The organism is Ramlibacter sp. GS1-15, from assembly GCF_057785015.1.
In genome coordinates this window covers 50,063-75,642 of record NZ_JBYNTU010000002.1, presented here as the reverse complement: position 1 = coordinate 75,642, position 25,580 = coordinate 50,063, and the positions used below count along the sequence as shown (strand labels likewise).

Below are 25,580 nucleotides of genomic sequence, written 5' to 3'. Positions count from 1 at the left end.
CTCTATTGCGCTGAGGTATCGGAAAAGTTTCCGGAACTTCTAAGGCGTTTCGACGCGCCCGTCCGGGTACTTCGCAAAGCGCTTGGGCTCGCCCCCATGCACCGGGGCCATGTCGGGCCAGTGCCAGCCGCCGAATTGCGTGCGGCGGTAGTCCTGCATGGCCTGCATGATCTCGGCCTGCGTGTTCATCACGAACGGGCCGTACTGCGCCACCGGTTCGGCGATCGGGCGGCCCTGCAGGAGCAGGAACTCCGCGACGGCATCCCCCGCCACCAGTTCGATCGCGGTGCCGGCACGCACTTCGATTGCCGCCGGCGCCGTGACCTGCTCGCCACCGACACGCGCGCCGCTGCCTTTGAAAAAATACAGCGTGCGGCGCGTGTCCTCGCCGCGAGCCGCCGGCAGCGTCCAGGTTGCCCCGGGCTCCATCCGGATCGTCCAGATCGCGACATCCGAGTCCTCGCGTGCGGCCCAGGACTCGGGCGGCGGCGCGAGCGGATCGGCCGCGCCTTCGAGCGCACCGGCGACCACCGCGACCACGGTCGCGCGCCCGGCGGCGTCCTTGGCCACCAGCTTGGGCACCTGCTGCGACCAGAACATCGTGAAGTGCGGCTTCACCATCTTCGACTTCGCCGGCAGGTTCAGCCAGATCTGGAACAGCTCGGCCGGGTTGGCCTCGTCCTCCTTCAGCAGCGGGAACATCTCAGAGTGCACGATGCCCTCACCGGCCGTGACCCATTGGACATCGCCCTCGCCGAAGCGCGCCGTCGCGCCGAGCGAATCGGCGTGGTCGATCAGGCCCTTGCGAACGATGGTCACGGTCTCGAAGCCGCGGTGCGGGTGCGCGGGAAAGCCCGGCACCGTGTCGCCGTGGTACATGCTCCAGCCGTCCTTGCGGCTGAAGTCCGAGCCGATCTGCCGGCCGTCGAGCGCGACCTTGGGGCCGAACTCGCCGTTGCCTTGCGGGTAGGCGTCCTCGTGGTACGCGCAGAACAGGAACGGGTCGACCGTAGCCCAGGGAAAGCCGAGCGGCTGGATGTTCAGGACGGGTGAGGTGGGGTTCATCATCGCTCCCATGTGAGGGTGTTCCCGCCGGCGATAAGGCCTGTTCCCGGAACGGTGCGTTGCGTCAGTGGTGATGGCCGCCGGCGCCGTGCACGTGGCGGTGCTCGATCTCCTCGGCCGTGGCGCGTCGCACGTCCACGACCTTGAGCTGGAAGCGCAGGTCCTTGCCGGCCAGCGGATGGTTGCCGTCCAGCAATACCTGGTCGCCCTTGATCTTCATGACATGGAACACGTGCGGCTGGCCGCTGTCGGTGACGCCCTCCAGCTGCCCGCCGACCTTCACCCCGGGCGGGAAGTCCTTCTTGCTGATGGTGCGCTTGAGCGACTCGTCACGCACGCCGAACGCGTCTTCGGGCTTGAGCTGCAGCGAGACTTCGGCGCCCGGCTCCCTGCCTTCGAGGGCCTGCTCGATCTTCGGCAGCGTGTTGTCGTAGCCGCCGTGCAGGTAGACCAGGGGCTCGCGGCTTTCCTCGATGAGCTTGCCGTTCGCTTCCGCGACCTTGTAGCGCAGGCTGACGACGGTGTCCTTTTCGATTTTCATGCGGCCATTCTGCCCGAGGACGTCCGCTACAGTTGAGGGCTGCCTATGACCGAAGACAAGAAGACCCCGCGCCCGTTCATCGATGCGCGACCCGTGCTGGACAAGCTCGCGCACTTCCATCCGCAACTGTTCGGCGCGCGTTTCCTGCCGCTCAAGCTCGGCATCTTCCATGACCTGCTGGCCGCGCATCCGGAGGCGTTCACGAAGGAGGAGCTGAAAGCCGCGCTGGGCGTGCACGCGCGCTCGACCCGCTACCTCGAAGCCGTGGCTTCGGGTGCGAAGCGGCACGACGTCGACGGGCAGCCGGTCGAAGACGTCGCGCCCGAGCATGTGCACCACGCGATCATGGAAGTGTTCCGCCGGCGCCAGCTGCGCTCGAAGGAAAACCTGCGGCCCTGGCTGGTCGAGCGGCTGGTGCGCGCGGTCGAGGCCTCGGGCCTGTCGCGCGACGCGTACCTGGAACGCGTGGCGGCCAAGGACGACGAGGCGCTCGCGCTGCTCGATGAAGCCTTTGCCGAAATCGCCGCCCGGACCGCGAAACGCGAAGCCGTGCGCCGCGCGTACGAAGCCAGCGGCAAGAGCGTCGAGGAGTTCGCCGAGATGTACGGCATGCAGGTGGCCGAGGTCCGCGCAGCGATCGCCTAGCCTAGCCCTTGCCCATGTCGGTGACGACCATCAGCGGGATCGCCGCGACGGCCGCCACGGTGATCAGCCCGAGGTAGATCCAGCCCAGCACGCGCACGATGGGCGAATTGACGTGCTCGCCCATCGCCTCGCGGTCGTCGGCCAGGCGCAGCACCGGGTAGTACGTGAACGGCAGCACGACCACGGCGAAGATCACCGAGTATTCGACGATGTCGACCGGGTTCGCGCCCGACAGCGAGACCAGCAGGCCGATCGCCACGGCGCCCATCCAGCAGGCGGTGAAGAGCGGCACCTCGCCGGGCTTCAGGCGCTTGCCCCATTTGAAATCGAAGAATTGCGCGACGTTGTAGGCGGCCGCGAGCGCCGTTTCCACCGCTGCACCGCCGACCGCGAAGAAGATCCCCGCCAGGGCGAACCAGAAGCCGGCGATCCCCAGCGGGATGGCTGCGCCCAGCACGGTGGAACTCAGTCGCTGCGGCACGACGTCGTGCGGCAGGTACAGCGTCGCGCCGACGGAGATCAGCGCGAACACCAGCATGCCGCCGAGCAGGAAGCCCACGCCCGAGGTGATCTTGTTGATCGTGAGGTCCTTGGGGGTCCAGTCGTCTTCGATCCCGCCGGACGAATAGAAGTAGATCTCGTAGGGCATCAGGATCGAGCTGAACAGGCCGACCGCGTAGTAGGCGTACATGGCCCAGCCCGGCATGCCGGGCTCGGGCGCATGCGGCCACAGGCCATGCAGTCCCGCCGACCAGTCCGGCTGCAGCTTCCAGGCGGCCACGGCGAACACCAGCAGCAACAGCCCGAGCAGGCCATAGAAGCGTTCGATCCACTTGAACTTCAGCACGTAGGTGGACACGAGCAGGAACATCGCGGCGGCCAGCAGCATCAGCCGCAGGTTCACGGGAAACAGGATCTGCAGGATGACGGCGAGCCCGCCGATCTCGGCCGCGCAGGTGAGTACGTTGACGAAGTTCGACGCGACGAGCACGGCCAGACCGAGCGCGAATCCGTAGCGGTCGCGCACGATGTTGAAGGTGGGTTCCTTCAGCACCGCGGCCATGCGTCCCGACATTTCGCCGAACAGGATGATGCCGATCGTGCCGAGCACCACGACCCACAGCAGCAGGTAGCCGAAGTGCGCGCCCGCGCCGATCGCGAACACCAGCTCGCCGATGTCGACGAAGCCGCCCAGCGACGTCATCACGCCGAGGAACAGCTCGAGCAGCTGGCTCACGATTCGCGTCCCAGGGGCCGCGCCTGCTCGGCCAGGGCGCGGAACTCGCGCTGCAAGGCCTCCAGTTCGGCGACGTCGCCCGAAGCGGGCGCGATGCGCTGCACCTGCGCCTGCAGGCGCGCGTCCAATTGCGACAAGGTGTCGTGGCGGGACCGCAGCGCGGGCGGGACCGGTCTTGCCAGGTCGCCCGCGACCTTCACCGCATCCTGTCCCAGGGCCTGCTGGTGCACCCACGCCATCGGCGAGGTGATGTGGCGCTCGCGCAGCTGCTGCGCCAGCCATTCGGCCTCACCGGCGAGGCTGGTGACCTGCTGCGCCGCCACCGAGAGTTCGTGCGCGTCCAGGCCGGCCGTCGGCGACTCGCACGCGACCAGTGCAAGCGCGGAGCCGGCGGCGAAGAAGAGACGGACGAGGGGCCTCATGCTCAGCCGGTTGTAGCCCGGCCGCCGGGTGCCCCCTGTAGGCCGAAGCCGTCAGCCCTCGTCGCGGATCTTGTATTGCGAGGCGAGCTGGTGCTGCACGTTCGGCGGCACCGGCTCGTAATGGCTGAACTCCACCGTGTAGCCGCCCTGGCCGCCGGTGAGCGAGTTCAGGCGCGACTGGTAGCTCGCCAGTTCCGACAGCGGCGCCTGCGCGATCACCGTCAGCGCGCCGGCGGACGCCGACTGGGTGCCACTGACCTGGCCGCGGCGCGACGCGAGATCACCGGTGATGTCGCCCATGTACTGCTCGGGCGCGGAGATCTCCACGTTGACGATCGGCTCCAGCACGCAGGGGCGCGCCGCCTGAACGGCGGCCTGCAGCGCCTTCTTTCCCGCGGTGACGAACGCGATCTCCTTGCTGTCCACCGTGTGGTGCTTGCCGTCGTACACGACCACCTTGAGGTCCACCACCGGGTAGCCGGCGATGACGCCCTCTTCCATCGCGAGCCGCACGCCTTTCTCCACGGCAGGCATGAAGTTGCTCGGGATCGCGCCGCCCTTCACCTCGTCGACGAACTGGAAGCCGCTGCCGCGCGGCAGGGGCTCGATGCGCAGGAACACCTCGCCGAACTGGCCGGCGCCGCCGGTCTGCTTCTTGTGGCGGTGATGGCCTTCGGCCGGCGCGGTGACGGTCTCGCGGTACGCGATCTTGGGCGGTCGCGTCGCCACCTCGCACTTGTAGACCTCGGTCAGCCGGTCCAGCAGCGAACGCAATTGCAGTTCGCCCAGGCCGTAGACCACGGTCTCGTTGGTCTGGGCGACGTGCTGCAGCTTCAGGCACGGATCCTCGCTCACCACCTTCTGCAGGATGTCGTGCAGGCGCTGCTCGTCGCCGCGCTTCTTCGGCTCGATCGCCAGACCATGCACCGGCACGGGGAAATTCAGCGGCTGCAGGTGGATATGCTCGTCCTCGGTGGCGTCGTGCAGCACGGCGTCGAAGTGCAGCTCCTCCACTTTCGCGATCGCGCAGATGTCGCCCGGCACCGCGCGCTGGATCTCGGTGTAATCCTTTCCCTGGAGCGTGAACAGGTGCCCGACCTTGAACGGGCGGCGCGCATCGCCCACGTAGAGCTGGCTGTCCTTGGTGATCGTGCCCTGGTGCACGCGGATCACGCCCATCTTGCCGACGTAGGGGTCCTGCGTGATCTTGAAGACATGCGCGAGCACGTGCTTGGCCGGATCGACTTCCGGCGTGAGCGGCTTCGCGCCGGGCCCCTCGCCATTGAGGAAATGCGGCGGGTTGCTTTCAGTCGGGTCGGGCAGCAGCCTGGCGACGATGTCGAGCAGCTCCGGGACGCCGGCGCCGGTGCGCGCGGAGACGAAGCAGATCGGGATCAGGTGCCCTTCGCGCAGCGCCTGTTCGAGCGGCTGGTGCAGCTCCGAGGGGTCGACGTCGCCGTCGTTGAGGTAGCGTTCGACGAATCCGGAATCGACTTCGACGATCTGCTCGACGATGGCGCTGTGCGCCTTGGCGACCGAGGAGAAATCGGTGGCCTCGCTGTTGCCGCCCCGGTCCCAGAAACAGTCGAGCACCCGCAGGCCGTTAGCCGCGGGCAGGTTGACCGGCAGGCATTCCTTGCCGAACGCCTCCTGGATCTGCGCCACGACGGCCTGCAGGTTCACGCCCTGCGCATCGATCTTGTTGACGACGATGATGCGGTCGCGCTCGCGCTCGGCCGCCCAGTCCATCATCCGCACGGCCATCGGCTCCACGCCCGTGGACGCATTGATGACCACCGCCGCCGTCTCCACCGCTTCCAGCGCGGGCAGCGACTGCCCGAGGAAATCGGGCGCACCGGGCGTGTCGATGACGTGAACGGTGACGTCGCCGCGCTTGAGGTGAACCACGGATGAGTTGAGCGAGCGCTGCGCCTTCTTCTCCAGCGGATCGAAGTCGCTCACCGTGCTGCCGCGTTCGACGCTGCCGGGCGCGCCGATCACGCCCGCCTTCCACAGCAAGGCTTCCACGAGGGTCGTCTTGCCCGACGTTGCCGGTCCGACCAGCGCGAGGGTCCGCAGCGCGGCAATCTCCGAAGCAATGGGCATCACGACCTCCTGGGAGTGGGCTGCCATGTTAAGCCCGGGAAAGCGCGGCGGGGAAGCCCGGGTTGCCCCGCTCCTAGCCCAACCGCAAGGCCATGACACCCGCGACGATGGCCGCCGTCCCTGCGGCGCGGTGCCAGGTGAACGCTTCCCTGAGCAGCCACGTCCCCAGGATCGCCGCGAACAGCACCGACGTTTCGCGCAGGGCCGCGACGGTGGCGACGGGCGCCTGCGTCATGGCCCACAGCGCGATGCCGTACGAGGCGAGCGACGCCGCCGCACCGGCCGCCGCCACTGGCCAGCGCCGGCGGACATAGGGCCAGACTTGCGCGCGGCCGCGGCGCGTGGTCACGGCGATCGCGAAGGGCCAGCCGTTCAAGACGAACAGCAACAGCACGTACTGCAGCGGGGCGCCGCTGCGCCGGATGCCCAGCGCATCGACCACCGTGTACAGCGCGATCACCACCGCGTTCGCGAGCGCGAAACCGACCGCGCGGCGCGACGCCGTCGCGCGCCCGACGAGGCCGAGCGCCAGCACGCCGCCGCTGATGCCCAGCACGCCCGCCCATGCGAGCGGCGAGGGGTGCTCGCCCACGGTCGCGGCGGCGGACAGCGCGACCAGCAGCGGCGCCGTGCCGCGCATCAGCGGATAAGTCAGGCCCAGCTCACCGTGCTGGTAGGCGTTCGTCAGCGTCGCGTAGTAGGCGATGTGGACCACCACCGACGCGGCGATGAACGGCCACGATGCCGGCGCCGGCAGGCCGACCGCGAACAGGAAGGGCAACGCCAGCGCGGCGCCGACCATGCGCATGACGGCCGTATCGAGCTGCTTGTCCTCGCTGGATTTGACCAGCGCGTTCCAGCTCGCGTGCAGCAGTGCGCCGAACAGCACGGCGCCGGCCACGGGCCAGGTGAGTGTCAGGGGAGCGGTCATCTTCCCGGCCAAATGTAGTGCACGCGCGCCCTTCCCACGAACCCGTCGTTTTCGCGTAGGCTGTCGGCGCAGCATGCGAGAAAGGACCGACTGTCCCATGGCCACTGCCAAGGTTCATCCCGCCCTCGCCGCGATCCGCAAGAGCGGCGCGAGCAAGGTGAAGGTTGCCGCGAGCGACATCGACGGCGTGCTGCGCGGCAAGTACCTGCACAGGGACAAGTTCGAGGGCGCCGCCGACCCGGGGCCGGGCGGCGGCTTCGGCTTCTGCGACGTGGTGTTCGGCTGGGACGTGGGCGATGTCACTTACGACAACGCCCGGGTCACGGGCTGGCAGCACGGTTTCCCGGACGCGCTCGCGCGGCTGGACCTCGATACGCACCGCCGGGTGCCCTGGGACGACAACGTCGACTTCTTCCTCGGCGAATTCGTCAACGCCGACGGCAGCCCCTACCCGATCTGCCCGCGCCAGACCCTGAAGCGCGTGCTGGCGCGCGCGGAGAAGGCCGGCTTTCGCGTGATGACGGGCGTCGAGTACGAGTGGTTCAACTTCCGCGAGACGCCGCAGAGCTGGGCGGCGAAGAAGGGCGTCGGGCCCGAGACGATCACGCCCGGCATGTTCGGGTATTCGCTGCTGCGCGCCAACGCCCATCGTGAGTTCTTCAACGCGCTGATGGACGAGATGCTGGCCTTCGGCGTGCCGATCGAGGGCCTGCACACCGAGACCGGCCCGGGCGTGTACGAGGCGGCGATCGCCTTCAGCGAGGCGCTGCAGCAGGCCGACCGCGCGATCCTGTTCAAGACCGGCGCCAAGGAGATCGGCGCGCGCTTCGGCATCATGCCCAGCTTCATGGCCAAGTGGAGCCCGCTGTACCCGGGGTGCAGCGGCCACATCCACCAGTCGCTGTCGGACGGCAGGACCAACCGGTTCTACGACGCGAAATCGCCGCGCGGAATGAGCAAGCTGTTCGAGAGCTACCTCGCCGGCCAGGTGCAGTGCCTGATGGAATTCGCGCCGATGTTCTGGCCCACGATCAACAGCTACAAGCGCCTGGTCGACGGCTTCTGGGCACCCGTGAAGCCCACCTGGGGCATGGACAACCGCACCGCGAGTTTCCGCGTGATCGCCGGCTCGCCGAAGTCCACCCGGCTGGAAACGCGCTGCCCCGGCGCCGACATCAACCCCTACCTCGCCATGGCGGCGGTGGTGGCCGCGGGCATCTACGGCGTGGAGAAGGGATTGAAGCTGACGGCGCCGCCGATCACCGGGACGAACGAGGGCGCGGAGAATATCCCCCGCGCGCCGCGCACGCTGATCGAGACGACGCGCATCTTCAGCCAATCGGCCATCGCCCGCGACTTCCTCGGCGACACTTTCGTCGAGCATTTCGCGGCGACACGCGAATGGGAATGGCGCCAGTGGCTCGACGGCGTGACGGACTGGGAATTGAAACGGTATTTCGAAATCATCTGAATGAAGAAACTCTGGATCCTGGCCGCGTCGGCGGCTTTCGTCGCGAACGCCTTCGCGCAGCTCACCGATACCGAACAGCGCATCGTGGCGGCCGTCAAGCAGCGCTCGCCGGCGGCCCTCGAGCTGCTGGAGAAATCGGTGCGCATCAACAGCGGCACCTTGAATCCCGAAGGCGTGCGTGCGGTCGGCGAGATCTACCGGGCGGAGCTGGAGCAGCTGGGCTTCAAGACCCGCTGGATCGACATGCCGCCGGCGATGAAGCGGGCGGGCCACCTCGTCGCGACGCGCGAAGGAACGCAAGGCAAGCGCCTGTTGCTGCTCGGGCACCTCGACACCGTCTTCGAAAAGGGCAGCAGCGTGCCGCTGTGGGCGCGCCGCGGTGACCGCGTGCGCGGCCAGGGCGTGAGCGACATGAAGGGCGGCGACGTGATCATGATCGAGGCGCTGCGCGCGCTGCAGGCCGCGGGTGCGCTCGACAACACGCGCGTCGAGATCATGTTCACCGGCGACGAGGAGCGCGCCGGCCGGCCGCTTGAAACGGCGCGGGCCGACATGGTCGCGATGGGCAAGCGTGCCGATTACGCCCTGTCGTTCGAAGGCAGCGTACGCCACGACGGCACCGACAGCGCGAGCATCGCGCGCCGCTCGTCCGGCGGCTGGCAGTTGCACGTCAAGGGCAAGCCCGGCCATTCCGCAGGCGTGTTCTCGCCGGGGTCCGGCTACGGCGCGGTGTACGAGGCGGCGCGTATCCTCAACGCCTTCCGCGAGCAGGTGATCGAGCCGAGCCTCACCTTCAACCCGGGGCTGGCCTTCGGCGGCACCAACATCGCGTACGCCGACGACACCGCGACCGCCACCGCCTTCGGCAAGTCCAACGTGATCGCGCGCGACGCTGAGGTGCTGGGCGACTTGCGCTACCTCTCGCCCGAGCAGGGCGAACGCGCGCGCCAGAAGATGCGCGAGATCGTGACGAAGAACAACCTGCCCGGCACGTCGGCGGCGATCAGTTTCACCGAGAGCTACCCGCCGATGCCGCCGACCGAGGCCGGCCGCAAGCTGGTCGAGCTGTATTCGAAGGCGAGCCAGGACGCGGGCTTCGGCCGCATCGATACGCTCGACCCGTCGCTGCGCGGGGCGGGCGACGTGCAGTTCGTCGCGCCGTACACGACCGGCATCGACGGCCTGGGCGCAGCCGGCAGCGGTGCGCACACGGACGACGAGGACCTGGAGATCGCGTCGATCGAGCGCGGCGCGATCCGCGCGGCCCTGCTGATCTACCGGCTCACCCGGCCCTGAGGCGGCGATGGAGATCCGCCGGCTGACCCTCGACGACGCGGCCGCGTACCGTACGCTGCGGTTGCGCTCGTTTCGCGAGCACCCGGAAGCCTTCACGACCAGCTACGAAGAACTCGAGGCGCAGCCGCTGGCCGACACCGAACGGCGCATGGCCGCGGCGAACATGAAGTTCTGGGGTGCCTTCGAGCAAGGGCGCCTCGTCGGCTACGTCGGCCTGGACCGCGAGACGCGCACGAAGTGCCGCCACAAGGCCACGTTGATCGGCATGTACGTCGCGCCCGAAGCCGCCGGCCAGGGCATCGGGCACCGGCTGGTCGAAGCCCTGCTGGCGCAGGCGCGTGCCGACGGGCTCGAGCTGATTGTGCTCACCGTTACCGAGGGCAATGCGAAGGCAGCCACACTGTACGAGCGTTGCGGCTTCCGCTCCTTCGGCGTCGAGCCGTGCGCCATCAAGGTGGACGGCCGCGCTTTCGGCAAGAACCACATGTACCTGCTGCTGACATCATGAGCGTCACCGGTTTTTCCTTTCCCACGGCGATCCGCTTCGGCGCCGGCGCGCGCAAAGAGGTCGCGGCGCACCTGCAGTCGCACGGCGTGACGCGGCCCTTGATCGTCACCGACAAGGCGCTGGCCGCCCTGCCCGTGCTCGCCGAGTTCCAATCCCATCTCACGGGCCTGGAGGTCGCGGTCTACGGCGGCGTGTTCGGCAACCCGACGGCCCGCCAGGTGATGGCCGGCGCGCAGGCGTACCGGCAGCATCGGGCCGACGCGGTGATCGGCTTCGGCGGTGGCGCGGCGCTCGACGTCGCCAAGGTCGTCGGGCTCGCCGCCACGCACGAGGGCGACATCCTCGAGTACGCGTGGGACCACCCGCAGGTGCGCGCGATCGACAAGCCGCTGCCGTACTTCGTCGCGCTGCCGACGACGGCCGGCACCGGCTCCGAGGTCGGCCGGTCCTCGGTGATCAGCGAGGACGACACGCACCTGAAGCGGATCATCTTCTCTCCGAAGCTCCTCGCGCGACGGGTGTTCGCCGATCCGGAGCTCACGCTGGCGCTGCCTGCGCACGTGACGGCCGCGACCGGCATGGACGCGCTCACGCACAACATCGAGAGCTACCTGTCGCCGGCCTACCACCCGCTGTGCGACGGCATCGCCCTGGAGGGCACGCGCATCGCCGCACGCTCGCTGGAGAAAGCCGTGCGCGAGCCGGCCAACCTCGGCGTGCGCAGCGACATGATGATGGCCTCGATGATGGGCGCTATCGCCTTCCAGAAGGACCTCGGCGCCGTGCACTCCTGCGCGCATGCGCTGGGCGCCGTGTGCGACCTGCACCATGGCCTGGCGAACGCGTTGATGATCGACACGGTACTCGAGTGGAACCGCGACGCCGTACCGGAGAAATTCGAGGAGCTCGCGCATGTCTGCCGCGTCGAAGGCGGCGGCGCGCAGTTCGTGCCGTGGTTGCGGGCACTGAAGGCGCGCATCGGCATCACGGGCGGCCTCGCGCAACACGGCGTCCAGCGCGACCAGCTGCCGCGGCTGGTCGAGATTGCCGTGGCCGACATCTGCCACCAGACCAACCCGCGCCCGGTTGCCGCCGCCGATTTCCGAAAGCTGTTCGAAGCCGCGATGTAGAAAATGAGCCCCCACGCTCCCGCACTTCGTGTCGTCCGCTGCCCCCCGAGGGGGCTGTCAGCGCCCTTCGGGCGGCCGGGCAGGCGCTGATGGACTCCAGCGACCGCCTGAAAATCGGCATCTCCGCCTGCTTCATGCATGCGGACCCGAACCGGCAGCTGTTCACCGGCAAGACCTTGCAGTACGTCGAGCAGTCGATCGCGCACTGGGCCATGTCCACCGGCGCGATGGCCGTGATGATCCCGAGCCCCACGGGCGCGACCCAGCGCGGCGACGTCACGCTCGACCATTACGCGCAGTGGCTCGATGGCCTGGTGCTGCACGGCGGCGCCGACGTGTCGCCGCTGTCGTACGGCGAGGAACCGCTCGATCCGAAATGGGCGGGCGACCGGATCCGGGATGAGTACGAGATGGACCTCGTCGCCGCTTTCGAACGCGCCGGCAAGCCGGTTTTCGGCGTGTGCCGCGGCCTGCAACTGCTCAACGTCGCTTGCGGCGGCACCTTGTACCAGGACATCGCCACGCAACTGCCGCATGCGATCGCGCACCGCGATGCCAAGGTGTACGACAACAACTTCCATGCGGTCGAGGTCGAAGCCGGCACGCGGCTCGCGCAGCTCTACCCGCAAGGGCGGCGCTTCAAGGTGAACAGCATCCATCACCAGGCCATCAAGGCCCTCGCGCCCGGCTTCGCCGTCGAGGCCAGGAGCAGCGAGGACGGCATCATCGAGGCGATCCGCCGCGCCGATGCGGCCAGGCCCTACATGGCCGCGGTGCAATGGCACCCCGAGTTCCACCAGCCGGGCAGCGACACCATCGACGATGCCGCGCTGCTCGAGGACTTCCTCGCTGCCGCGCAGGCCGCACGCCGTCAACGGGATTGGCCATGACCCCGCTCGCCATCCTCAACCCCGCCACCGGCGAGAAGATCGCCGACGTGCTGGCCGACGACACGGCGGCGGTCGCGCGCAAGGCGCAGCAGGCCCGCGCGGCGCAGCCCGCCTGGGCCCGTGTCCCGCTGGCCGAGCGCAAGGCTTGCATCGAAGCTTTTCGCGCGGGCATCGTCCGCGACCTGCCGCAACTGGCCGAGGTGATGACGCGCGAGACCGGCAAGCCGATCCGCATGTCGCGCAACGAGCTGAACGGCCTGCTCGGTCGGATCGACTTCTTCCTCGGCATGGTCGACGCGGTGATCGCGCCCGAGACCGTATACGACGAGAACGGGATGATGGAGCGCATCGAGCATGCGCCGCTCGGCGTGGTCGCCAACATCTCGGCCTGGAACTACCCGTGGTTCGTCGGCTGCAACGTGATCGTGCCGGCGCTGCTCACGGGCAACGCGGTGCTGTACAAGCCTTCGGAGTACGCCACGCTCACCGGCCTGGAGATCGGCCGGCTGTTGCACGAGGCGGGTGTGCCGCAGGAGGTCTTCGTGCCCGTGGTCGGGGCGGGCACGACCGGCGCGGCGCTGCTCGGGCAGGACATCGACGGCCTGTTCTTCACCGGCTCCCACGCCACCGGCGTGCGCATCGCGCAGACCGTCGGCTCGCGGTTCATCAAGCTGCAGCTGGAGCTCGGGGGCAAGGACCCGAGCTATGTCTGCGACGACGTCGACGCGAAGGTGGCGGCCGGGTCGCTGGCCGACGGCGCGATGTACAACACCGGCCAGAGCTGCTGCTCGGTGGAGCGCATCTACGTGCACGAGAAGGTGCACGACGCCTTCGTCGCGCATTTCGTCGAGACCGTGAAAGGATACAAGGTCGGCGACCCGATGCACGAGGACACGTACATCGGCGCGATCACGCGCGCACCGCAGCTCGACGTGCTGGATGCGCAGGTCGCGGATGCCAAGGCCAAGGGCGCGCGATTGCTCACCGGCGGCTATCGCCTGGGCGGGCGCGGCCAATGGTACGCGCCGACGGTGTTCGCGCAGGTCGATCACCGGATGGAACTGATGCGCGAGGAGAGCTTCGGCCCGATCATCGGCATCCAGAAGGTCGCGAGCGACGACGAGGCGGTGCAGCTGATGAACGACACGCGCTATGGCCTCACGGCCGGCGTGTACACGGCGGACCGGCAGCGCGCCGAACGCATCCTCGCGCAGGTCCACGCGGGGAGCCTGTACTGGAACTGCTGCGACCGCGTGAGCCCGCGCCTGCCATGGAGCGGCTACGGCGATTCAGGCGTGGGCCTCACGCTCTCGACCTATGGCATCCAGACCTTCACGCGCCCGCGCGCCTGGCACCTGAAGCGGCCGTAAGCGCTGGCTACTTCGCCTTCGCCCGCCCGTACTTGCCCGTGAAGCTCGCCTTCCCGAGGCTGTTCGCGTTCACCATGAAGCCCGCGACGGCCGCGGTCGCGTCGTCGGGAATGTCCAGGCGCTCCACGCCCAGCGCGTGCACGGTGAAGACGTAGCGGTGCGGCGGGTCGCCCTCGGGCGGGCACGGGCCGCCGAAGCCGTGGATGCCGTAGTCGATGCGCACGTGCCTGGCGCCCTTCGGCAGGTTCGCGCCGCCGATGGCGCCCGCATTCGCGGCCAGCTCCGTCACATTGCCCGGAATGTTGACCACGAACCAGTGCCAGAAGCCCGAGCCCGTGGGCGCATCGGGGTCGTACAGCGTCACGGCGAAACTCTTGGTGCCGGCCGGCGCGCCGCTCCACTTCAGCGCCGGCGACTTGTTCTCGCCGCTGCAGCCGAAGCCGTCGAATTCGAACTTGCGGTCTATCGTCGAATCGGCCGCGATGTCGGGACTCGTCAAGGTGAAGGCCATGGGAAGGCTCCTATTTCTTCGCGGCGGGCCGGCCGTACTTGGCGGTGAAGCTCGCCTGCGCGATCTTGTTGGCGTTCGTCATGAACCCGGCGACGGCGGCGGTGGCGTCCGGCGGCAGGTCGAGCTTGTCGACTTTCAGCGCGTAGACGGTGAACACGTAGCGGTGCGGCTTGTCGCCTTGCGGCGGGCAGGGGCCGCCCCAGGCCGCGACACCGTAGTCGATGCGGTTCATCGCCGCGCCTTGGGCAGGTTCGCGCCGCCCTGCGCGCCGGCATCGGCGGGCAGCTCCGTCACGTTCGCGGGGATGTTGTAGACGAACCAGTGCCAGAAGCCCGAACCGGTGGGCGCGTCGGGGTCGTACACGGTGACGACGAAGCTCCTGGTGTCCTTGGGCGCGCCGCTCCATTTCAGCGCCGGCGACTTGTTCTCGCCATTGCAGCCAAACACGTTGGCCTCGAACTTCTTGGCTATCGTCGAATTCGGCTTGATGTCGGGACTGGTCAGCGTGAAGCCGGCAGCGTGCGCATTGAACGCCGCGGCCGCAGCCAGCAGCAGGACGGTTCGCATGTCGTTCTCCTTGTGTGCGGAGTGCGATGATGCGACCGCCGCCGCGCCGGGGTCAAGCCGGCTGCTCAGCCGAGCGGCTTGCGCAGGAACAGGCGCGGGAAGCCGTCGACCACCCGCCGGTCGTACTGCACGTAGCCGAGGTGCTCGTAGATCGCGCGGTTCTCCACCATCTTCTCGTGGGTCGCCAGGAAGATCGAGTCGTAGCCAAGCCGCCGGGCTTCGGCTTCCGCAAACGCCAGCAGCAGGGCGCCGACTTTCTGTCCCTTGATGGCGGGCAGCACCGACACGTTGTCGACATAGAAGCCCTCGGCCAGGCGCTTGAGCACGATGGCCCCGATCACCTTGCCGCCTTGCGTCGCGACGTGCACGTCCCAGTCCCGGATGACCTCGGTGTAGTCCTCGGTCATGGGAAACGGCTGGCGGCCGATGCGCTCGATGTAGTGCAGGTAGGCCGCGCAGACGCAGGCGGCGACGGCCGCGGCGTCGGCCCCCGTCGCGCGGCGCACTTCGACACCGGCCGCGGGCGGGCGCGGCGCGAACTGTTTCGGGTCGTAGAAGAACTGCTCTTGCGCAATCCGCTCGCCCTGCCAGCGCTGGTAGGCGAGCTCCTCGATGCGGCCGCTCGAACCGTCCTTGAACCGGAACTCGAAGATCCAGCGGATCACCACGCGGTCGCCGTCGACGAACACCGGCCGCACGCATTCGGATCGAACCGACGCCGCCCGTTCCATCACTTTCGCCTCATGCGTCATCAGCACGTCGCGCCCGGTGCGCGGCGCTTCGAAGTTCTCGCGCATCGAGGCGTCCTCCGCGTAGAAGTCGCGGATCGCTTCGACGTGCGCGTTCGATTCGACGCGGGCGATGAAAGCTTCGAGCGTGGCGGCGGAAGGCATGGTGTCAACTGAGGTGGTTGCTCAGGACCTTCGCGATCTCGAACATGGTCACCTGGTCCTTGCCGAACACAGGCTTGAGCTTCGCGTCGGCATTGATCGAGCGCTTGTCCTTCGCGTCCTGCAGCTTGTTCGCCTTGATGTAGTCCCAGAGCTTCTTGGTGGCTTCGGTGCGCGCCACCGGCTCGTTGCCGATCACGGCGGCGAGCTCCGCGCTGGGCTTCAGGCCCGCAGCGGTCTTGCGCGGCGCCTTGGCCGCCGCCTTTTTATTCGCGGGCGCCGCTTTCTTCGCGGCCGGCGCGGCCTTCTTCGCCACGAACTTGGCGGCCGTCTTCCTCGGCGGGAATTTCGATTCGCGCGGCTCGAACTCGAAATTCACCTTGCCCGCCTCCTTGTCCCACGCGAGGAAAGCCTTGAACGCGCGGCGCGTGCGCATCGAGACGAACTTGTCGAGCAGGTCGGTCTTGCCGGTGGCCAGCAGCTTGGCCATCTGCTCGCGCGCCACCGGCTGCGACAGGATGATCTTGCCGCTGCGGAAATCGCACGACGGCGTGGCCTGCTGCGGCGTCGGCACCGAGCGCTCGCAGACGTAGTTGCTACCCCATTCGAACACGCGCGCGCCGCATTTCGGGCAGGCCCCGAGCGGCTCCTGGCCCGAGAAGTCGATCACCTCGCCGGTCTGGGCCGGGTCCTCCTCGTTGCCGAAGTCGAACTCGAGCTTCCAGTTCTTCTCGTCCTCGTCGAACTTCAGCACGAGTTCGGCGGTGAACGGCCAGCCCGCCTTGGAGCGGAAGCCTTCGAGCGGGCCGATGCGCTTGTCCTGCAGGAATTTCTCGACCTCGGCCAGTTCGAACGCGCGGCCCGCCGGGATCTTGGTGAACGAGAAGCCGCAGGGCGCCGCCTTCGGCTTGCCGATGCAGCTGTAGCGGCGGTAGTTCTCCTGCACCACGCCGCCGCAATTGGGGCAAGGCGTGTGCACCGTCGCGTAGTCGCCCGGCACCGTGTCGCGGTCGTACGTCTTCGCCTTCTGGACGATGTGCTTCGTCATCTCGGCGATCTCGCGCATGAACTCGTCGCGCGACAGCTTGCCGTGCTCCATCTGCGCCAGCTTGTATTCCCAGTCGCCGGTGAGCTCGGGCTTCGAGAGCTCCTCCACGCCCAGGCCGCGCAGCAGGGTCATCAGCTGGAACGCCTTGGCGGTGGGGATCAGCTCGCGCCCGTCGCGCAGCATGTACTTCTCGTTGATCAGGCCTTCGATGATCGCGGCGCGCGTGGCCGGCGTGCCGAGCCCCTTCTCGTGCATCGCCTCGCGCAGTTCGTCGTCCTCGATCATCTTGCCCGCGCCTTCCATGGCGGACAGCAAGGTCGCTTCGCTGTAGCGCGCCGGGGGCCGGGTCTTCAGGCCCTTGGCATCGGCGTGTTCGGTGCGCGGCATCTCGCCGGGCTTCACCGGCACGAGCATCTTGCTCTCCTCGGCCGGCGTGTCGGCGCTCTCGGCTTCCTTGCCCCAGATCGCGAGCCAGCCCGGCTTGACCAGCACCTTGCCGTCGGTGCGGAAGTTGTGGCCGACCACCTGCGAGATGCGGGTCGTGACGAGGTACTCGGCGCTCGGGAAGAACACCGACAGGAAGCGGCGCACGACCAGGTCGTAGAGACGCTGCTCCGCGTCCGACAGGCCGTGGGGCGCCTCCAGCGTCGGGATGATCGCGAAGTGGTCCGACACCTTGGCGTTGTCGAAGATGCGCTTGCTCGGCTTGACGTAGTTGTCGTCCAGCGCCTGCCTGGCATACGGCGCGAGGTGCTTCATCCCGCTTTGGGCCAGCATGCCCATCGTGTTCTTCACGACCGGCAGGTAGTCCTCGGGCAGGTGGCGCGAGTCGGTCCGCGGATAGGTCAGCGCCTTGTGCCGCTCGTACAGGGACTGCGCCAGCGCCAGCGTCGTCTTGGCCGAGAAGCCGAAGCGGCCGTTGGCCTCGCGCTGCAGCGAGGTGAGGTCGAACAGGCCCGGCGAGGCCTGCGTGGTCGGCTTCGATTCCTCGGTGACGGTCGCCGGCTTGCCGCGCACCGCGGCGGCGATCTCGTGCGCCTCCTTCTCGGTCCACAGGCGGTCGGCGCGCTGCTCGGCATCGTCCGGGTTCTTCTTCCACTTGGGGTCGAACCATTTGCCGCTGTACTCGCCCGCTTCGGCGAGGAAGGCGGCGTGCACTTCCCAGTAGTCGCGGCTGACGAACTTGCGGATCTGCTCCTCGCGCTCGACCACCACGGCCAGCGTCGGGGTTTGCACCCGGCCCACCGTGGTCAGGAAGAAGCCGCCGTCGCGCGAATTGAAGGCGGTCATCGCGCGCGTGCCGTTGATGCCGACCAGCCAGTCGGCCTCGGAGCGCGAGCGCGCCGCGTCCGCCAGTCCCGCCATCTGCTTGTCGCTGCGCAACTGCTCGAATCCGTCGCGGATCGCCTGCGGCGTCATCGACTGCAGCCACAGGCGCCGCACGGGCTTGCCCAGCGGTTTGCCGCCGCCGGCGAATTGCTGGATCAGCCGGAAGATGAGCTCGCCTTCGCGGCCCGCGTCGCAGGCGTTGATCAGCTCGGCGACGTCCTTGCGCTTGGCCAGCTTGACCACGGCGTTCAGGCGCGACTTGGTCTTGTCGACGGGCTTGAGGTCGAAGAATGGCGGGATCACGGGCAAATGGGCGAAGCTCCACTTGCCGCGCTTGACGTCGAACTGCTCAGGCGCCTGGATCTCGACCAGGTGGCCCACCGCACTGGTGACGACGTATTTCTCGCTCTCGAAATACTCGTCGTGCTTGTCGAATTTCCCGGCCACGGGCGTGAGCGCCCGGACGATGTCCTGCGCCACGGATGGCTTCTCGGCGATGATCAATGTCTTCTGGCTCATACAATCCCGGTTCCTCACGCGCGTGCACGCGCACGCGCGCACGTACACAATCAAATTAACAGAAGTTCTTGGCGATGGCAGAAAAGGCAGTCGACCGCGGGGCCCAGGCGCTCGCACAGGAGTCCCCGGCGAAGCAATCCTCGGGGCGGCGCATCCAGGTGCGGCGCTCCGGCGTGCACGGCAAGGGCGTGTTCGCGCTGCAGGACATCCCCGAGGGCGAAACCATCATCGAATACGTGGGCGAGATCATCAGTTGGAAGGAAGCCGACCGCCGGCACCCGACCAACCCGGATGACCCCAACCACACGTTCTACTTCAGCATCGCCGACGGCAAGAAGGTGATCGACGCGGCCGTGGGCGGCAATGCCGCGCGCTGGATCAACCATTCCTGCAAGCCGAACTGCGAGGCCGACGAGGACGACGACACGCATCGCGTCTTCATCAAGGCGTTGCGCAACATCAAGGCCGGCGAGGAACTGAACTACGACTACGGCCTGATCATCGACGAGCCCTACACGAAGAAGCTCAAGGCCGAGTACCGCTGCCTGTGCGGCGCGAAGAAGTGCCGCGGGACCATGCTGGCGCCCAAGGACGACGGCGGCAAGAAGAAAAAGAAGAAGAAAAAGTGAACTGGGCGGGTGAGGCGATCTGGAAGGCGGTGGCGCCGCTGTTGCCCGGCTTCACAGTCGAAGTCCTTCCCGAGATCGATTCGACCAACACCGAGCTGATGCGCCGCGCGCGCGCCGGCCGCCTCGAGCCGGTGCTGCTGGTGGCCGAACGGCAGGTGCAGGGGCGCGGGCGCCTGGGGCGCGGCTGGACCAGCGCGGCGGGCGATTCGCTCACGTTCTCGCTGGGCCTGCCGCTCGCGCCGGCCGATTGGGCCGGGTTGTCGCTGGCCGTCGGCGTGACGATCGCCGAGTCGCTGCATCCGCGCATCCGGCTCAAATGGCCGAATGACCTGTGGGTGGACGACCGCAAGCTCGCGGGGATCCTGATCGAGACGGCGAGTGCCGGCGCCATTTCGGCTCCGCGCTATGCCGTGATCGGCGTGGGCATCAACGTGAAGGCGCCGCGCCTCGAGGGTCTGTCCACCGCGCCGGCCTGCATCGACGAATTGCTGTCCGGGCTCGATGCGCCCGCCGTGCTCGCGCGCATCGCGCAGCCGCTGGTCGAAGCGGTACTGGCCTTCCAGACCTTCGGCTTCGCGCCCTTCCAGGCCCGCTTCGATGCGCGTGACACACTGCGGGATCGCGCCGTACGGCTGTCGGACGGCACCGAGGGTACGGCGCACGGCACGACGGAGACGGGCGGGCTGCTGGTGCATACTGCGGCCGGCATGAAGACGGTGACCAGCGCCGAAGTGAGCGTGCGGCCCGTCTAGCCCGTTCTGTTTTCCATGCTGCGCCTGCTCGTGCTCCTGCTGCTGCTCGCCAACGCGGGCTATTTCGCGTGGTCGCAGGGGCTGCTCGCGCCCGTCGGCTTCGCGCCGGTGCAGCAGTCGGAGCCGCAGCGCGTCGTGCAGCAGATCAAGCCGGAAGCCGTGCGCATCCTGCCCGGCGACGAAGCCCGGCGCCTCGAGGTGGCCCAGGTGCGGCCGACCGAATGCCTGCAGGCGGGTCTGTTCACCGATGCCGAGGCGGCCACGCTGCGGCAATCGCTCGAAGCCTGGCCGAGCGGCAGCTGGACACTCGAGCCGGCGATCGAGCCGGCCCGCTGGATCGTCTACATGGGCAAGTACACCGACGCGGGCGCACTCGACAAGAAGAGGTCCGAGCTGCGCGCGCTCAACGTGTCGTTCGAGCCGCTCGCCAATCCGGCGCTCGAGCCGGGCCTGTCGCTCGGCGGCTATCCGACCGAAGCGGCCGCCCGGCAGCAGCTGCAAGCCCTGGCGCAGAAGGGCGTGCACACCGCGAAAGTCGTGCAGGAGCGAGCGGCCGCGAGCGGGCACTCGTTGAGGCTCGCCGCCGTCGACGACGCGCTGCGTGCCCGCCTGGACGACCTCAAACCCGTATTGGACGGCAAGGCGCTCAAGCCCTGTCGCTGACCCCCTCGAGGAGAAAAGATGTCTCTGAAGCTGTATTACGCCCCCGGGGCCTGCTCGTTCGTCCCACACACCCTGATCGAAACGGCCGGCGTTCCGTACGAGCCGATGCTGGTCAAACTGCACCGCCAGGAGAACCTCGGCCCCGAGTTCCGCGCGATCAACCCGCGCGGCCAGGTGCCGGTGCTGGTGGCCGACGGCGTGGTGATCACGCAGATTCTCGCCATCGTGACCTGGCTGGATGCCCGGTTTCCCGAGTGCGAATTCCTGCCCCGCGAGCCGCTCGCCCGCGCGCGCGTGCTGGAGACCCTCGCGTGGATGAACAACACCGTGCACCCGACTTTCACGCATGTGTTCATGCCGCAGAAGTTCACCGACGACCCCACCGCCCAGGCGGCGGTGAAGCAGCACAACGCGCAGCTCTATGCGGGTCTGCTCGGCGAGATCGAGGCGATGGCCCAGAAGATGAAGTCCGAGGGCCGCGCCTTCCTCGGCGGCGCGAAGTTCGGCCCGCTCGACGCGTATTCGCTCACCCTGTTGCGCTGGGGCGGCTTTGCCGGGATCGACCCGACGACGTTCACGACGCTGTGGGCGCACGTGCAGAAGATCGCCGCCTTGCCGCCGGTCGCCCGCGCGATCGAGCGCGAGCGGCTGCAGCTCAATCTCTACAAGGCTTCCTGAGCCTGCAGGGGCACGGGCGCGCGCCGCTCGCGCATGAGGAAGCGCACCGTCACGCGCGTGCCCGGCGGACTGTGGCCCGGGCGCGCGTCTTCCAGCGTGACTTCGGCGTTGTGCTGCCGCGCGATCTCGCGCACGATGGGCAGTCCCAGCCCCGAGCCATCGACGTTGGTGCCGAGCGCGCGATAGAAGGGCTGGAACACGAGCTCGCGCTCGGCTTCCGGGATGCCGGGACCGGAGTCCTCCACCTGCAGCACGAGGGCGTGGCTGAAGGGGTCGGCCAGCACCCGCGCGGTGATCACGCCCGGACTGTCCGCGCTCGAGGGCGTGTAGTTGATCGCGTTGTCCAGCAGGTTGCGCACCAGCTCTTTCAACAGCGTCGGGTTGCCTTCGAGCTGCACTTCCAGCGCGCCCGGGGCCGGGCCGTCGTAGCCGAGGTCGATGCGCCGGTCCATCGTGCGCGGGACCGAGTCCTTCACAGCCTCGGTCACGATCCTGGCGAGATCGCACGGCTGCAGCGCGATCGCCTGGCCGCTCGCCTCGGCGCGCGCCAGCGCGAGCAGCTGGTTCACGGTGTGCGTGGCGCGCATGCTGGAGCGCCCGATCTGCTTCAGTGACTGCTTGAGCTCCTCCGCATTGAAGGCTTCGCGCTGCGCCAGGTCGGCCTGCATGCGCAGGCCCGCCAGCGGCGTCTTCAGCTGGTGGGCGGCGTCGGCGAGGAAGCGTTTCTGCGTCGCGATCGAATCCTTCAGCCGCGTGAGCAGGTCGTTCACCGACTGCACCAGCGGCGCGACCTCCAGCGGAACGGCCTTGTCGTCCAGCGGCGAGAGGTCGTCGGGCTTGCGCGCGCGGATGCGCTCTTCCAGCTGCGACAGCGGCTTGATGCCACGTACCAGCGCGAGCCACACCAGCAGCACCGCGAGCGGCAGGATCACGAACTGCGGCAGCATCACGCCCTTGATGATCTCGGTGGCCAGCACGGAGCGCTTCTCGCGCGTCTCGGCCACCTGCACCAGGCAGGGCTGCGAATTGGGCAGGTCCAGCTTCACCCAGGTGTAGGCCACCCGCACGTCCTGATTGCGGATCTCGTCGTTGCGCAGGCGCACTTCGCCAACGGCCGGCGTCTCGTCTTCGGGTGGATGCGGGAACTCGCGCTCGCCCGACAGGAACTCGCCCTTCGGCCCCAGCACCTGGTAGTAGACGAGATCGGCGTCGTCGGCGCGCAGCAGCTCGCGTGCAGGCTGCGGCAGGTTGAAGGCGGCGTGCTGGTTCTGCACGGTGACCTGCTGCGCGAGCGTCTGCACGTCGTATTCGAGCGCGCGATCGAACGGCTTGCCGGCGATGCTCTGCGCGACCAGCCAGGTGAGCGCGAGGCTCACCGGCCACAGCAGCAGCAGCGGCGTGAGCATCCAGTCCAGGATCTCCCCGAACAGCGAGCGTTGCTCGCGCTGGAACAGCTTCATGCGCGCTCCCTGCGCATCACCTCAGGGGATCTTCTCGAGGCAGTAGCCGAGGCCGCGCACGGTGGCGATGCGGATCGGCCCCTTCTCGATCTTCTTGCGCAGGCGGTGGATGTAGACCTCGATGGCGTTGTTGCTCACCTCTTCGCCCCACTCGCACAGGCGCTCCACCAACTGGTCCTTGCTCACCAGCCGGCCGGCGCGCTGCAGCAGCACCTCCAGCAGGCCCAGCTCGCGCGCCGAGAGCTCGACCATCTTGCCGTCGATGGTCGCCACGCGGCCGGCCTGGTCGTACACCAGCGGGCCGTGCTTGATCGTGCTGGTGGTGCCGCCCATGCCGCGGCGCGTCAGTGCCCGCACCCGCGCCTCCAGTTCCTGCAGGGAGAAGGGCTTGGCCATGTAGTCGTCGGCGCCGTAGTCCAGGCCCTTGACCCGCTCCTCGACGCCGTCGGCGGCGGTGAGGATCAGCACCGGCATGTTGGAGCCGCGGCCGCGCAGTTTCTTGAGGACGTCGAGGCCGTGCATCTTGGGCAGGCCCAGGTCGAGGATGAGGAGGTCGAACTCGTTGTTGGCCATCAGGGCCGCATCGGCTTCGTTGCCGCTGGACACGTGGTCCACTGCGGCGCCCGATGCGCGCAGGGACCGCAGCAGGCCGTCGGCGAGCACCTGGTCGTCTTCCGCTATCAGGATGCGCATCGTTGTCTCCTCGGCTTCTCGATTCATTGTAGGCGTCGCTTTGCGACCCGTTCAGCGTTTCGGTGCGCGTGCCGGCGTCGCGCCCCACGCACCCGCATAGGCCTCGAGCCCCAGCTGGACGACAGTGGCGACCTCGTCGCCCACCTCCTGGCGGAATTCGGCTTCGGCCTGCGCGACCGCCTGCCGGAAGGCCTGCAGCCAGGCGAGCCCCGTCGGCGTGAAGCGCACGATGCGCCCGCGGGCGTCGCGCGGGTCCGGCTCGCGCCGCACCAGGTCCCAGGCTTCGCACTGGTCCACCAGGTCGCCCATCGCCTGCTTGGTCATGCCGGCCTGCTGCGCGAGGTCCGTCAGGCGCGAGCCTTCCAAGGCGACGTGCCGCGTGATGTGCACGTGCGCCGCCGTGACCTGCCCGCGTGAGGCGAGGTTGGACAGGGCCAGCGGCACTTCGACGTCGTGCGCCATGAGCTCGAGGACGCGCTGGTCGAAGCGGCGCGCTGCATGGCCGAGCAGCCGGCCGAGATGGGTGAGGCGCCAGGCGTCATCGCTCATCGCCAGATCGTAAGGCAAACTGACCAAAAATCATGTTTACTTCCAGCGACTCCGGCCGTTAGAGTGCTGGTCAGGCATCCAGCCTGTCGAAAAACCCAATACCCAACCTTCCGGAGGAACGACATGGACGCACAAGTCAAAGGCACCCGCATCGCCGCGGCGGACAGCGAAAAGGCCAAGGCGCTGCAGGCGGCGCTGGCGCAGATCGAGAAGCAGTTCGGCAAGGGCACGATCATGCGCCTGGGCGAGGGCGAGAAGATCGAGGACATCCAGGTCGTCTCCACCGGCTCGCTCGGCCTGGACATCGCGCTGGGCGTCGGCGGCCTGCCGCGCGGGCGCGTGGTCGAGATCTACGGCCCGGAATCGTCCGGCAAGACCACGCTCACGCTGCAGGTCATCGCCGAGATGCAGCGCACCGGCGGCACCTGCGCCTTCGTCGATGCCGAGCACGCGCTGGACGTGCAGTACGCGCAGAAGCTCGGCGTGAACCTGCCCGACCTGCTGATCTCGCAGCCCGACACCGGCGAGCAGGCGCTCGAGATCGTCGATTCGCTGGTGCGCTCCGGCGCCGTGGACCTGATCGTGATCGACTCGGTCGCGGCGCTGGTGCCCAAGGCCGAGATCGAGGGCGAGATGGGCGATTCGCTGCCCGGCCTGCAGGCGCGCCTGATGAGCCAGGCGCTGCGCAAGCTCACGGCGACCATCAAGAAGACCAACTGCATGGTCATCTTCATCAACCAGATCCGCATGAAGATCGGCGTGATGTTCGGCTCGCCCGAGACCACCACCGGCGGCAACGCGCTGAAGTTCTACGCCTCGGTGCGCCTGGACATCCGCCGCACCGGCACGATCAAGAAGGGCGAGGAAGCGATCGGCAACGAGACCAAGGTCAAGGTCGTGAAGAACAAGGTCTCGCCCCCGTTCAAGACGGCGGAGTTCGACATCCTGTTCGGCGAAGGCATCTCGCGCGAGGGCGAGATCATCGACATGGGCGTGAACGCGCGCATCCTCGACAAGTCCGGCGCCTGGTACGCCTACAACGGCGAGAAGATCGGCCAGGGCCGCGACAACGCGCGCGAGTTCCTGCGCGAGAACCCGGAGCTCGCGCGCGAGATCGAGAACAAGATCCGCCAGTCGCTCGACATCGCGCTGCTGCCCGCCGGCGAAGGCGACGAGGAAGCCGAAGAAGAGTGATGCAGCGCGGCGCACCGCCCCTGTCCCTGAAAGGCCGGGCGTTGCGGCTGCTGTCCCAACGCGAGCATTCGCGTGTGGAACTCGAACGCAAGCTCGCGAGACACGCGCAAGACCCGGGCGAGATCACGCGCGCACTCGACGACCTCGAGGCGCGCGGCTTCATCGACCCGCAGCGCGTCGCCGACTCGGTCGTGCACCGGCGCGCGGTGAAGCTCGGGGCCTTGCGCATCCGGCAGGAACTGCAGGCGAAGGGGCTCGACGCGGAACTGGTGAGCGCCGCAGTTGCCGGCCTGCGCGCCACCGAGTTCGAGCGCGCGCGCGAGGTGTGGCGCAGGAAGTTCGGTGCGCCGCCGTCCGATGCCGGCGAGCGCGCGAAACAGGCCCGGTTCCTGGCCGCGCGGGGGTTCGGTGGCGAAGTGATCCGGCGGGTGCTGGCCGGCGACGCTGAGCCACAATGACCCGGCGCCTTGTCCGCCTTGGGACGGG

Annotated in this window: 25 protein-coding genes and 1 pseudogene; 13 read left to right on the top strand and 13 right to left on the bottom strand. The window is 68.3% G+C overall.

All coding sequences use genetic code 11. The features are described from left to right. Positions 1 to 39: 39 nt before the first annotated feature. Together AC3EF3_RS19345 and AC3EF3_RS19340 are read right to left on the bottom strand one after the other, a co-directional pair. Positions 40 to 1,068 (bottom strand): pirin family protein, encoded by a 1,029-nt coding sequence (locus AC3EF3_RS19345; protein ID WP_488533897.1) that lies wholly within the window; start codon positions 1,066 to 1,068, stop codon positions 40 to 42. A 61-nt stretch (positions 1,069 to 1,129) separates the two neighbouring features. Further along, the gene (locus AC3EF3_RS19340) at positions 1,130 to 1,606 is read right to left on the bottom strand and encodes an FKBP-type peptidyl-prolyl cis-trans isomerase (RefSeq protein WP_488533896.1); all 477 of its coding nucleotides are present in this window, start codon (positions 1,604 to 1,606) and stop codon (positions 1,130 to 1,132) included. Positions 1,607 to 1,651: 45 nt separating this feature from the next. On the opposite strand from AC3EF3_RS19340, the gene AC3EF3_RS19335 reads away from it, so the two are divergent. Continuing rightward, positions 1,652 to 2,251 (top strand): ProQ/FinO family protein, encoded by a 600-nt coding sequence (locus AC3EF3_RS19335; RefSeq protein WP_488533895.1) that lies wholly within the window; start codon positions 1,652 to 1,654, stop codon positions 2,249 to 2,251. Between the two features lies 1 nt (position 2,252). Here the strand turns inward: AC3EF3_RS19335 and AC3EF3_RS19330 are convergent, their stop codons facing one another. From AC3EF3_RS19330 to AC3EF3_RS19315, 4 genes are all read right to left on the bottom strand, one after another. Then, positions 2,253 to 3,488, bottom strand: coding sequence for an NRAMP family divalent metal transporter (locus tag AC3EF3_RS19330; protein WP_488533894.1), 1,236 nt, complete (start codon positions 3,486 to 3,488; stop codon positions 2,253 to 2,255). After that, the gene (locus tag AC3EF3_RS19325; RefSeq protein WP_488533893.1) at positions 3,485 to 3,910 is read right to left on the bottom strand and encodes a hypothetical protein; all 426 of its coding nucleotides are present in this window, start codon (positions 3,908 to 3,910) and stop codon (positions 3,485 to 3,487) included. The genes AC3EF3_RS19330 and AC3EF3_RS19325 overlap by 4 nt, the downstream gene beginning before the upstream one ends. A gap of 51 nt (positions 3,911 to 3,961) precedes the next feature. Then, positions 3,962 to 6,016, bottom strand: coding sequence for an elongation factor G (fusA, locus tag AC3EF3_RS19320; protein WP_488533892.1), 2,055 nt, complete (start codon positions 6,014 to 6,016; stop codon positions 3,962 to 3,964). A 73-nt stretch (positions 6,017 to 6,089) separates the two neighbouring features. Beyond that, complete coding sequence (locus AC3EF3_RS19315) at positions 6,090 to 6,947, bottom strand: EamA family transporter (protein WP_488533891.1); 858 nt, start codon at positions 6,945 to 6,947, stop codon at positions 6,090 to 6,092. Positions 6,948 to 7,044: 97 nt separating this feature from the next. Here AC3EF3_RS19315 and AC3EF3_RS19310 point away from each other — a divergent pair, with 97 nt between their 5' ends. From AC3EF3_RS19310 to AC3EF3_RS19285, 6 genes are all read left to right on the top strand, one after another. Next, positions 7,045 to 8,418, top strand: a complete 1,374-nt coding sequence (locus tag AC3EF3_RS19310) for a glutamine synthetase family protein (RefSeq protein ID WP_488533890.1) — start codon at positions 7,045 to 7,047, stop codon at positions 8,416 to 8,418. After that, a complete protein-coding gene (locus AC3EF3_RS19305; protein WP_488533889.1) occupies positions 8,419 to 9,714 on the top strand; it encodes a M20/M25/M40 family metallo-hydrolase in 1,296 nt (431 codons plus the stop codon). It abuts the gene before it with no gap. A gap of 7 nt (positions 9,715 to 9,721) precedes the next feature. Next, positions 9,722 to 10,222, top strand: a complete 501-nt coding sequence (locus tag AC3EF3_RS19300) for a GNAT family N-acetyltransferase (protein ID WP_488533888.1) — start codon at positions 9,722 to 9,724, stop codon at positions 10,220 to 10,222. Beyond that, the gene (locus AC3EF3_RS19295) at positions 10,219 to 11,352 is read left to right on the top strand and encodes an iron-containing alcohol dehydrogenase (RefSeq protein ID WP_488533887.1); all 1,134 of its coding nucleotides are present in this window, start codon (positions 10,219 to 10,221) and stop codon (positions 11,350 to 11,352) included. Before AC3EF3_RS19300 ends, AC3EF3_RS19295 begins: the two co-directional genes overlap by 4 nt. An 89-nt stretch (positions 11,353 to 11,441) precedes the next feature. Next, positions 11,442 to 12,242: a gamma-glutamyl-gamma-aminobutyrate hydrolase family protein gene (locus AC3EF3_RS19290; protein ID WP_488533886.1), complete on the top strand. Its 801-nt coding sequence runs from the start codon at positions 11,442 to 11,444 to the stop codon at positions 12,240 to 12,242. Beyond that, the gene (locus tag AC3EF3_RS19285; RefSeq protein ID WP_488533885.1) at positions 12,239 to 13,612 is read left to right on the top strand and encodes an aldehyde dehydrogenase family protein; all 1,374 of its coding nucleotides are present in this window, start codon (positions 12,239 to 12,241) and stop codon (positions 13,610 to 13,612) included. The genes AC3EF3_RS19290 and AC3EF3_RS19285 overlap by 4 nt, the downstream gene beginning before the upstream one ends. 7 nt (positions 13,613 to 13,619) lie before the next feature. Here AC3EF3_RS19285 and AC3EF3_RS19280 read toward each other — a convergent pair whose 3' ends face one another. The 4 genes and pseudogenes from AC3EF3_RS19280 to AC3EF3_RS19265 all read right to left on the bottom strand — a co-directional run bounded on the left by AC3EF3_RS19280 (position 13,620) and on the right by AC3EF3_RS19265 (position 18,476). After that, positions 13,620 to 14,123: a YbhB/YbcL family Raf kinase inhibitor-like protein gene (locus AC3EF3_RS19280; protein WP_488533884.1), complete on the bottom strand. Its 504-nt coding sequence runs from the start codon at positions 14,121 to 14,123 to the stop codon at positions 13,620 to 13,622. A 10-nt stretch (positions 14,124 to 14,133) separates the two neighbouring features. Then, a pseudogene (locus tag AC3EF3_RS19275) lies at positions 14,134 to 14,690 on the bottom strand (YbhB/YbcL family Raf kinase inhibitor-like protein). A gap of 65 nt (positions 14,691 to 14,755) precedes the next feature. Beyond that, entirely contained in the window at positions 14,756 to 15,583 is an 828-nt protein-coding gene (locus AC3EF3_RS19270) for a GNAT family N-acetyltransferase (protein ID WP_488533883.1), read from the bottom strand. 4 nt (positions 15,584 to 15,587) lie between these two features. Beyond that, the gene (locus AC3EF3_RS19265; RefSeq protein WP_488533882.1) at positions 15,588 to 18,476 is read right to left on the bottom strand and encodes a DNA topoisomerase III; all 2,889 of its coding nucleotides are present in this window, start codon (positions 18,474 to 18,476) and stop codon (positions 15,588 to 15,590) included. A 74-nt stretch (positions 18,477 to 18,550) separates the two neighbouring features. Between AC3EF3_RS19265 and AC3EF3_RS19260 the strand changes: the two genes are divergently transcribed. Genes AC3EF3_RS19260 through AC3EF3_RS19245 form a run of 4 tightly spaced genes read left to right on the top strand, consistent with a single transcriptional unit; the run spans position 18,551 to position 21,198 of the window. Further along, entirely contained in the window at positions 18,551 to 19,105 is a 555-nt protein-coding gene (locus AC3EF3_RS19260; protein WP_488533881.1) for an SET domain-containing protein, read from the top strand. Continuing rightward, on the top strand, positions 19,102 to 19,857 hold the full coding sequence (locus AC3EF3_RS19255) for a biotin--[acetyl-CoA-carboxylase] ligase (RefSeq protein WP_488533880.1): 756 nt from the start codon (positions 19,102 to 19,104) through the stop codon (positions 19,855 to 19,857). The genes AC3EF3_RS19260 and AC3EF3_RS19255 overlap by 4 nt, the downstream gene beginning before the upstream one ends. Positions 19,858 to 19,872: 15 nt before the next feature. Then, the gene (locus AC3EF3_RS19250) at positions 19,873 to 20,520 is read left to right on the top strand and encodes an SPOR domain-containing protein (RefSeq protein ID WP_488533879.1); all 648 of its coding nucleotides are present in this window, start codon (positions 19,873 to 19,875) and stop codon (positions 20,518 to 20,520) included. Between the two features lie 18 nt (positions 20,521 to 20,538). Beyond that, positions 20,539 to 21,198 (top strand): glutathione S-transferase family protein, encoded by a 660-nt coding sequence (locus tag AC3EF3_RS19245; RefSeq protein ID WP_488533878.1) that lies wholly within the window; start codon positions 20,539 to 20,541, stop codon positions 21,196 to 21,198. Here AC3EF3_RS19245 and AC3EF3_RS19240 read toward each other — a convergent pair. Genes AC3EF3_RS19240 through AC3EF3_RS19230 form a run of 3 tightly spaced genes read right to left on the bottom strand, consistent with a single transcriptional unit; the run spans position 21,183 to position 23,900 of the window. Further along, a complete protein-coding gene (locus AC3EF3_RS19240; protein WP_488533877.1) occupies positions 21,183 to 22,658 on the bottom strand; it encodes a sensor histidine kinase N-terminal domain-containing protein in 1,476 nt (491 codons plus the stop codon). The two genes, AC3EF3_RS19245 and AC3EF3_RS19240, sit on opposite strands and share 16 nt — an antisense overlap. A 21-nt stretch (positions 22,659 to 22,679) precedes the next feature. Next, positions 22,680 to 23,351, bottom strand: a complete 672-nt coding sequence (locus tag AC3EF3_RS19235; protein ID WP_488533876.1) for a response regulator transcription factor — start codon at positions 23,349 to 23,351, stop codon at positions 22,680 to 22,682. A 51-nt stretch (positions 23,352 to 23,402) separates the two neighbouring features. Then, positions 23,403 to 23,900, bottom strand: coding sequence for a MarR family winged helix-turn-helix transcriptional regulator (locus tag AC3EF3_RS19230; RefSeq protein ID WP_488533875.1), 498 nt, complete (start codon positions 23,898 to 23,900; stop codon positions 23,403 to 23,405). 123 nt (positions 23,901 to 24,023) lie between these two features. Between AC3EF3_RS19230 and recA the strand changes: the two genes are divergently transcribed. Beyond that, a complete protein-coding gene (recA, locus tag AC3EF3_RS19225) occupies positions 24,024 to 25,094 on the top strand; it encodes a recombinase RecA (protein WP_488533874.1) in 1,071 nt (356 codons plus the stop codon). Beyond that, the gene (gene recX, locus AC3EF3_RS19220; protein ID WP_488533873.1) at positions 25,094 to 25,552 is read left to right on the top strand and encodes a recombination regulator RecX; all 459 of its coding nucleotides are present in this window, start codon (positions 25,094 to 25,096) and stop codon (positions 25,550 to 25,552) included. Before recA ends, recX begins: the two co-directional genes overlap by 1 nt. The last annotated feature ends 28 nt before the right edge of the window (positions 25,553 to 25,580 follow it).

Coding starts and splice junctions, on each gene's coding strand:
- AC3EF3_RS19345 (WP_488533897.1), bottom strand. CDS start 1,068: ATGATGAACCCCACCTCACCCGTCCTGAACATCCAGCCGCTCGGCTTT.
- AC3EF3_RS19340 (WP_488533896.1), bottom strand. CDS start 1,606: ATGAAAATCGAAAAGGACACCGTCGTCAGCCTGCGCTACAAGGTCGCG.
- AC3EF3_RS19335 (WP_488533895.1), top strand. CDS start 1,652: ATGACCGAAGACAAGAAGACCCCGCGCCCGTTCATCGATGCGCGACCC.
- AC3EF3_RS19325 (WP_488533893.1), bottom strand. CDS start 3,910: ATGAGGCCCCTCGTCCGTCTCTTCTTCGCCGCCGGCTCCGCGCTTGCA.
- fusA (WP_488533892.1), bottom strand. CDS start 6,016: ATGCCCATTGCTTCGGAGATTGCCGCGCTGCGGACCCTCGCGCTGGTC.
- AC3EF3_RS19315 (WP_488533891.1), bottom strand. CDS start 6,947: ATGACCGCTCCCCTGACACTCACCTGGCCCGTGGCCGGCGCCGTGCTG.
- AC3EF3_RS19310 (WP_488533890.1), top strand. CDS start 7,045: ATGGCCACTGCCAAGGTTCATCCCGCCCTCGCCGCGATCCGCAAGAGC.
- AC3EF3_RS19305 (WP_488533889.1), top strand. CDS start 8,419: ATGAAGAAACTCTGGATCCTGGCCGCGTCGGCGGCTTTCGTCGCGAAC.
- AC3EF3_RS19300 (WP_488533888.1), top strand. CDS start 9,722: ATGGAGATCCGCCGGCTGACCCTCGACGACGCGGCCGCGTACCGTACG.
- AC3EF3_RS19295 (WP_488533887.1), top strand. CDS start 10,219: ATGAGCGTCACCGGTTTTTCCTTTCCCACGGCGATCCGCTTCGGCGCC.
- AC3EF3_RS19290 (WP_488533886.1), top strand. CDS start 11,442: ATGGACTCCAGCGACCGCCTGAAAATCGGCATCTCCGCCTGCTTCATG.
- AC3EF3_RS19285 (WP_488533885.1), top strand. CDS start 12,239: ATGACCCCGCTCGCCATCCTCAACCCCGCCACCGGCGAGAAGATCGCC.
- AC3EF3_RS19280 (WP_488533884.1), bottom strand. CDS start 14,123: ATGGCCTTCACCTTGACGAGTCCCGACATCGCGGCCGATTCGACGATA.
- AC3EF3_RS19270 (WP_488533883.1), bottom strand. CDS start 15,583: ATGCCTTCCGCCGCCACGCTCGAAGCTTTCATCGCCCGCGTCGAATCG.
- AC3EF3_RS19265 (WP_488533882.1), bottom strand. CDS start 18,476: ATGAGCCAGAAGACATTGATCATCGCCGAGAAGCCATCCGTGGCGCAG.
- AC3EF3_RS19260 (WP_488533881.1), top strand. CDS start 18,551: ATGGCAGAAAAGGCAGTCGACCGCGGGGCCCAGGCGCTCGCACAGGAG.
- AC3EF3_RS19250 (WP_488533879.1), top strand. CDS start 19,873: ATGCTGCGCCTGCTCGTGCTCCTGCTGCTGCTCGCCAACGCGGGCTAT.
- AC3EF3_RS19245 (WP_488533878.1), top strand. CDS start 20,539: ATGTCTCTGAAGCTGTATTACGCCCCCGGGGCCTGCTCGTTCGTCCCA.
- AC3EF3_RS19240 (WP_488533877.1), bottom strand. CDS start 22,658: ATGAAGCTGTTCCAGCGCGAGCAACGCTCGCTGTTCGGGGAGATCCTG.
- AC3EF3_RS19235 (WP_488533876.1), bottom strand. CDS start 23,351: ATGCGCATCCTGATAGCGGAAGACGACCAGGTGCTCGCCGACGGCCTG.
- AC3EF3_RS19230 (WP_488533875.1), bottom strand. CDS start 23,900: ATGAGCGATGACGCCTGGCGCCTCACCCATCTCGGCCGGCTGCTCGGC.
- recA (WP_488533874.1), top strand. CDS start 24,024: ATGGACGCACAAGTCAAAGGCACCCGCATCGCCGCGGCGGACAGCGAA.
- recX (WP_488533873.1), top strand. CDS start 25,094: ATGCAGCGCGGCGCACCGCCCCTGTCCCTGAAAGGCCGGGCGTTGCGG.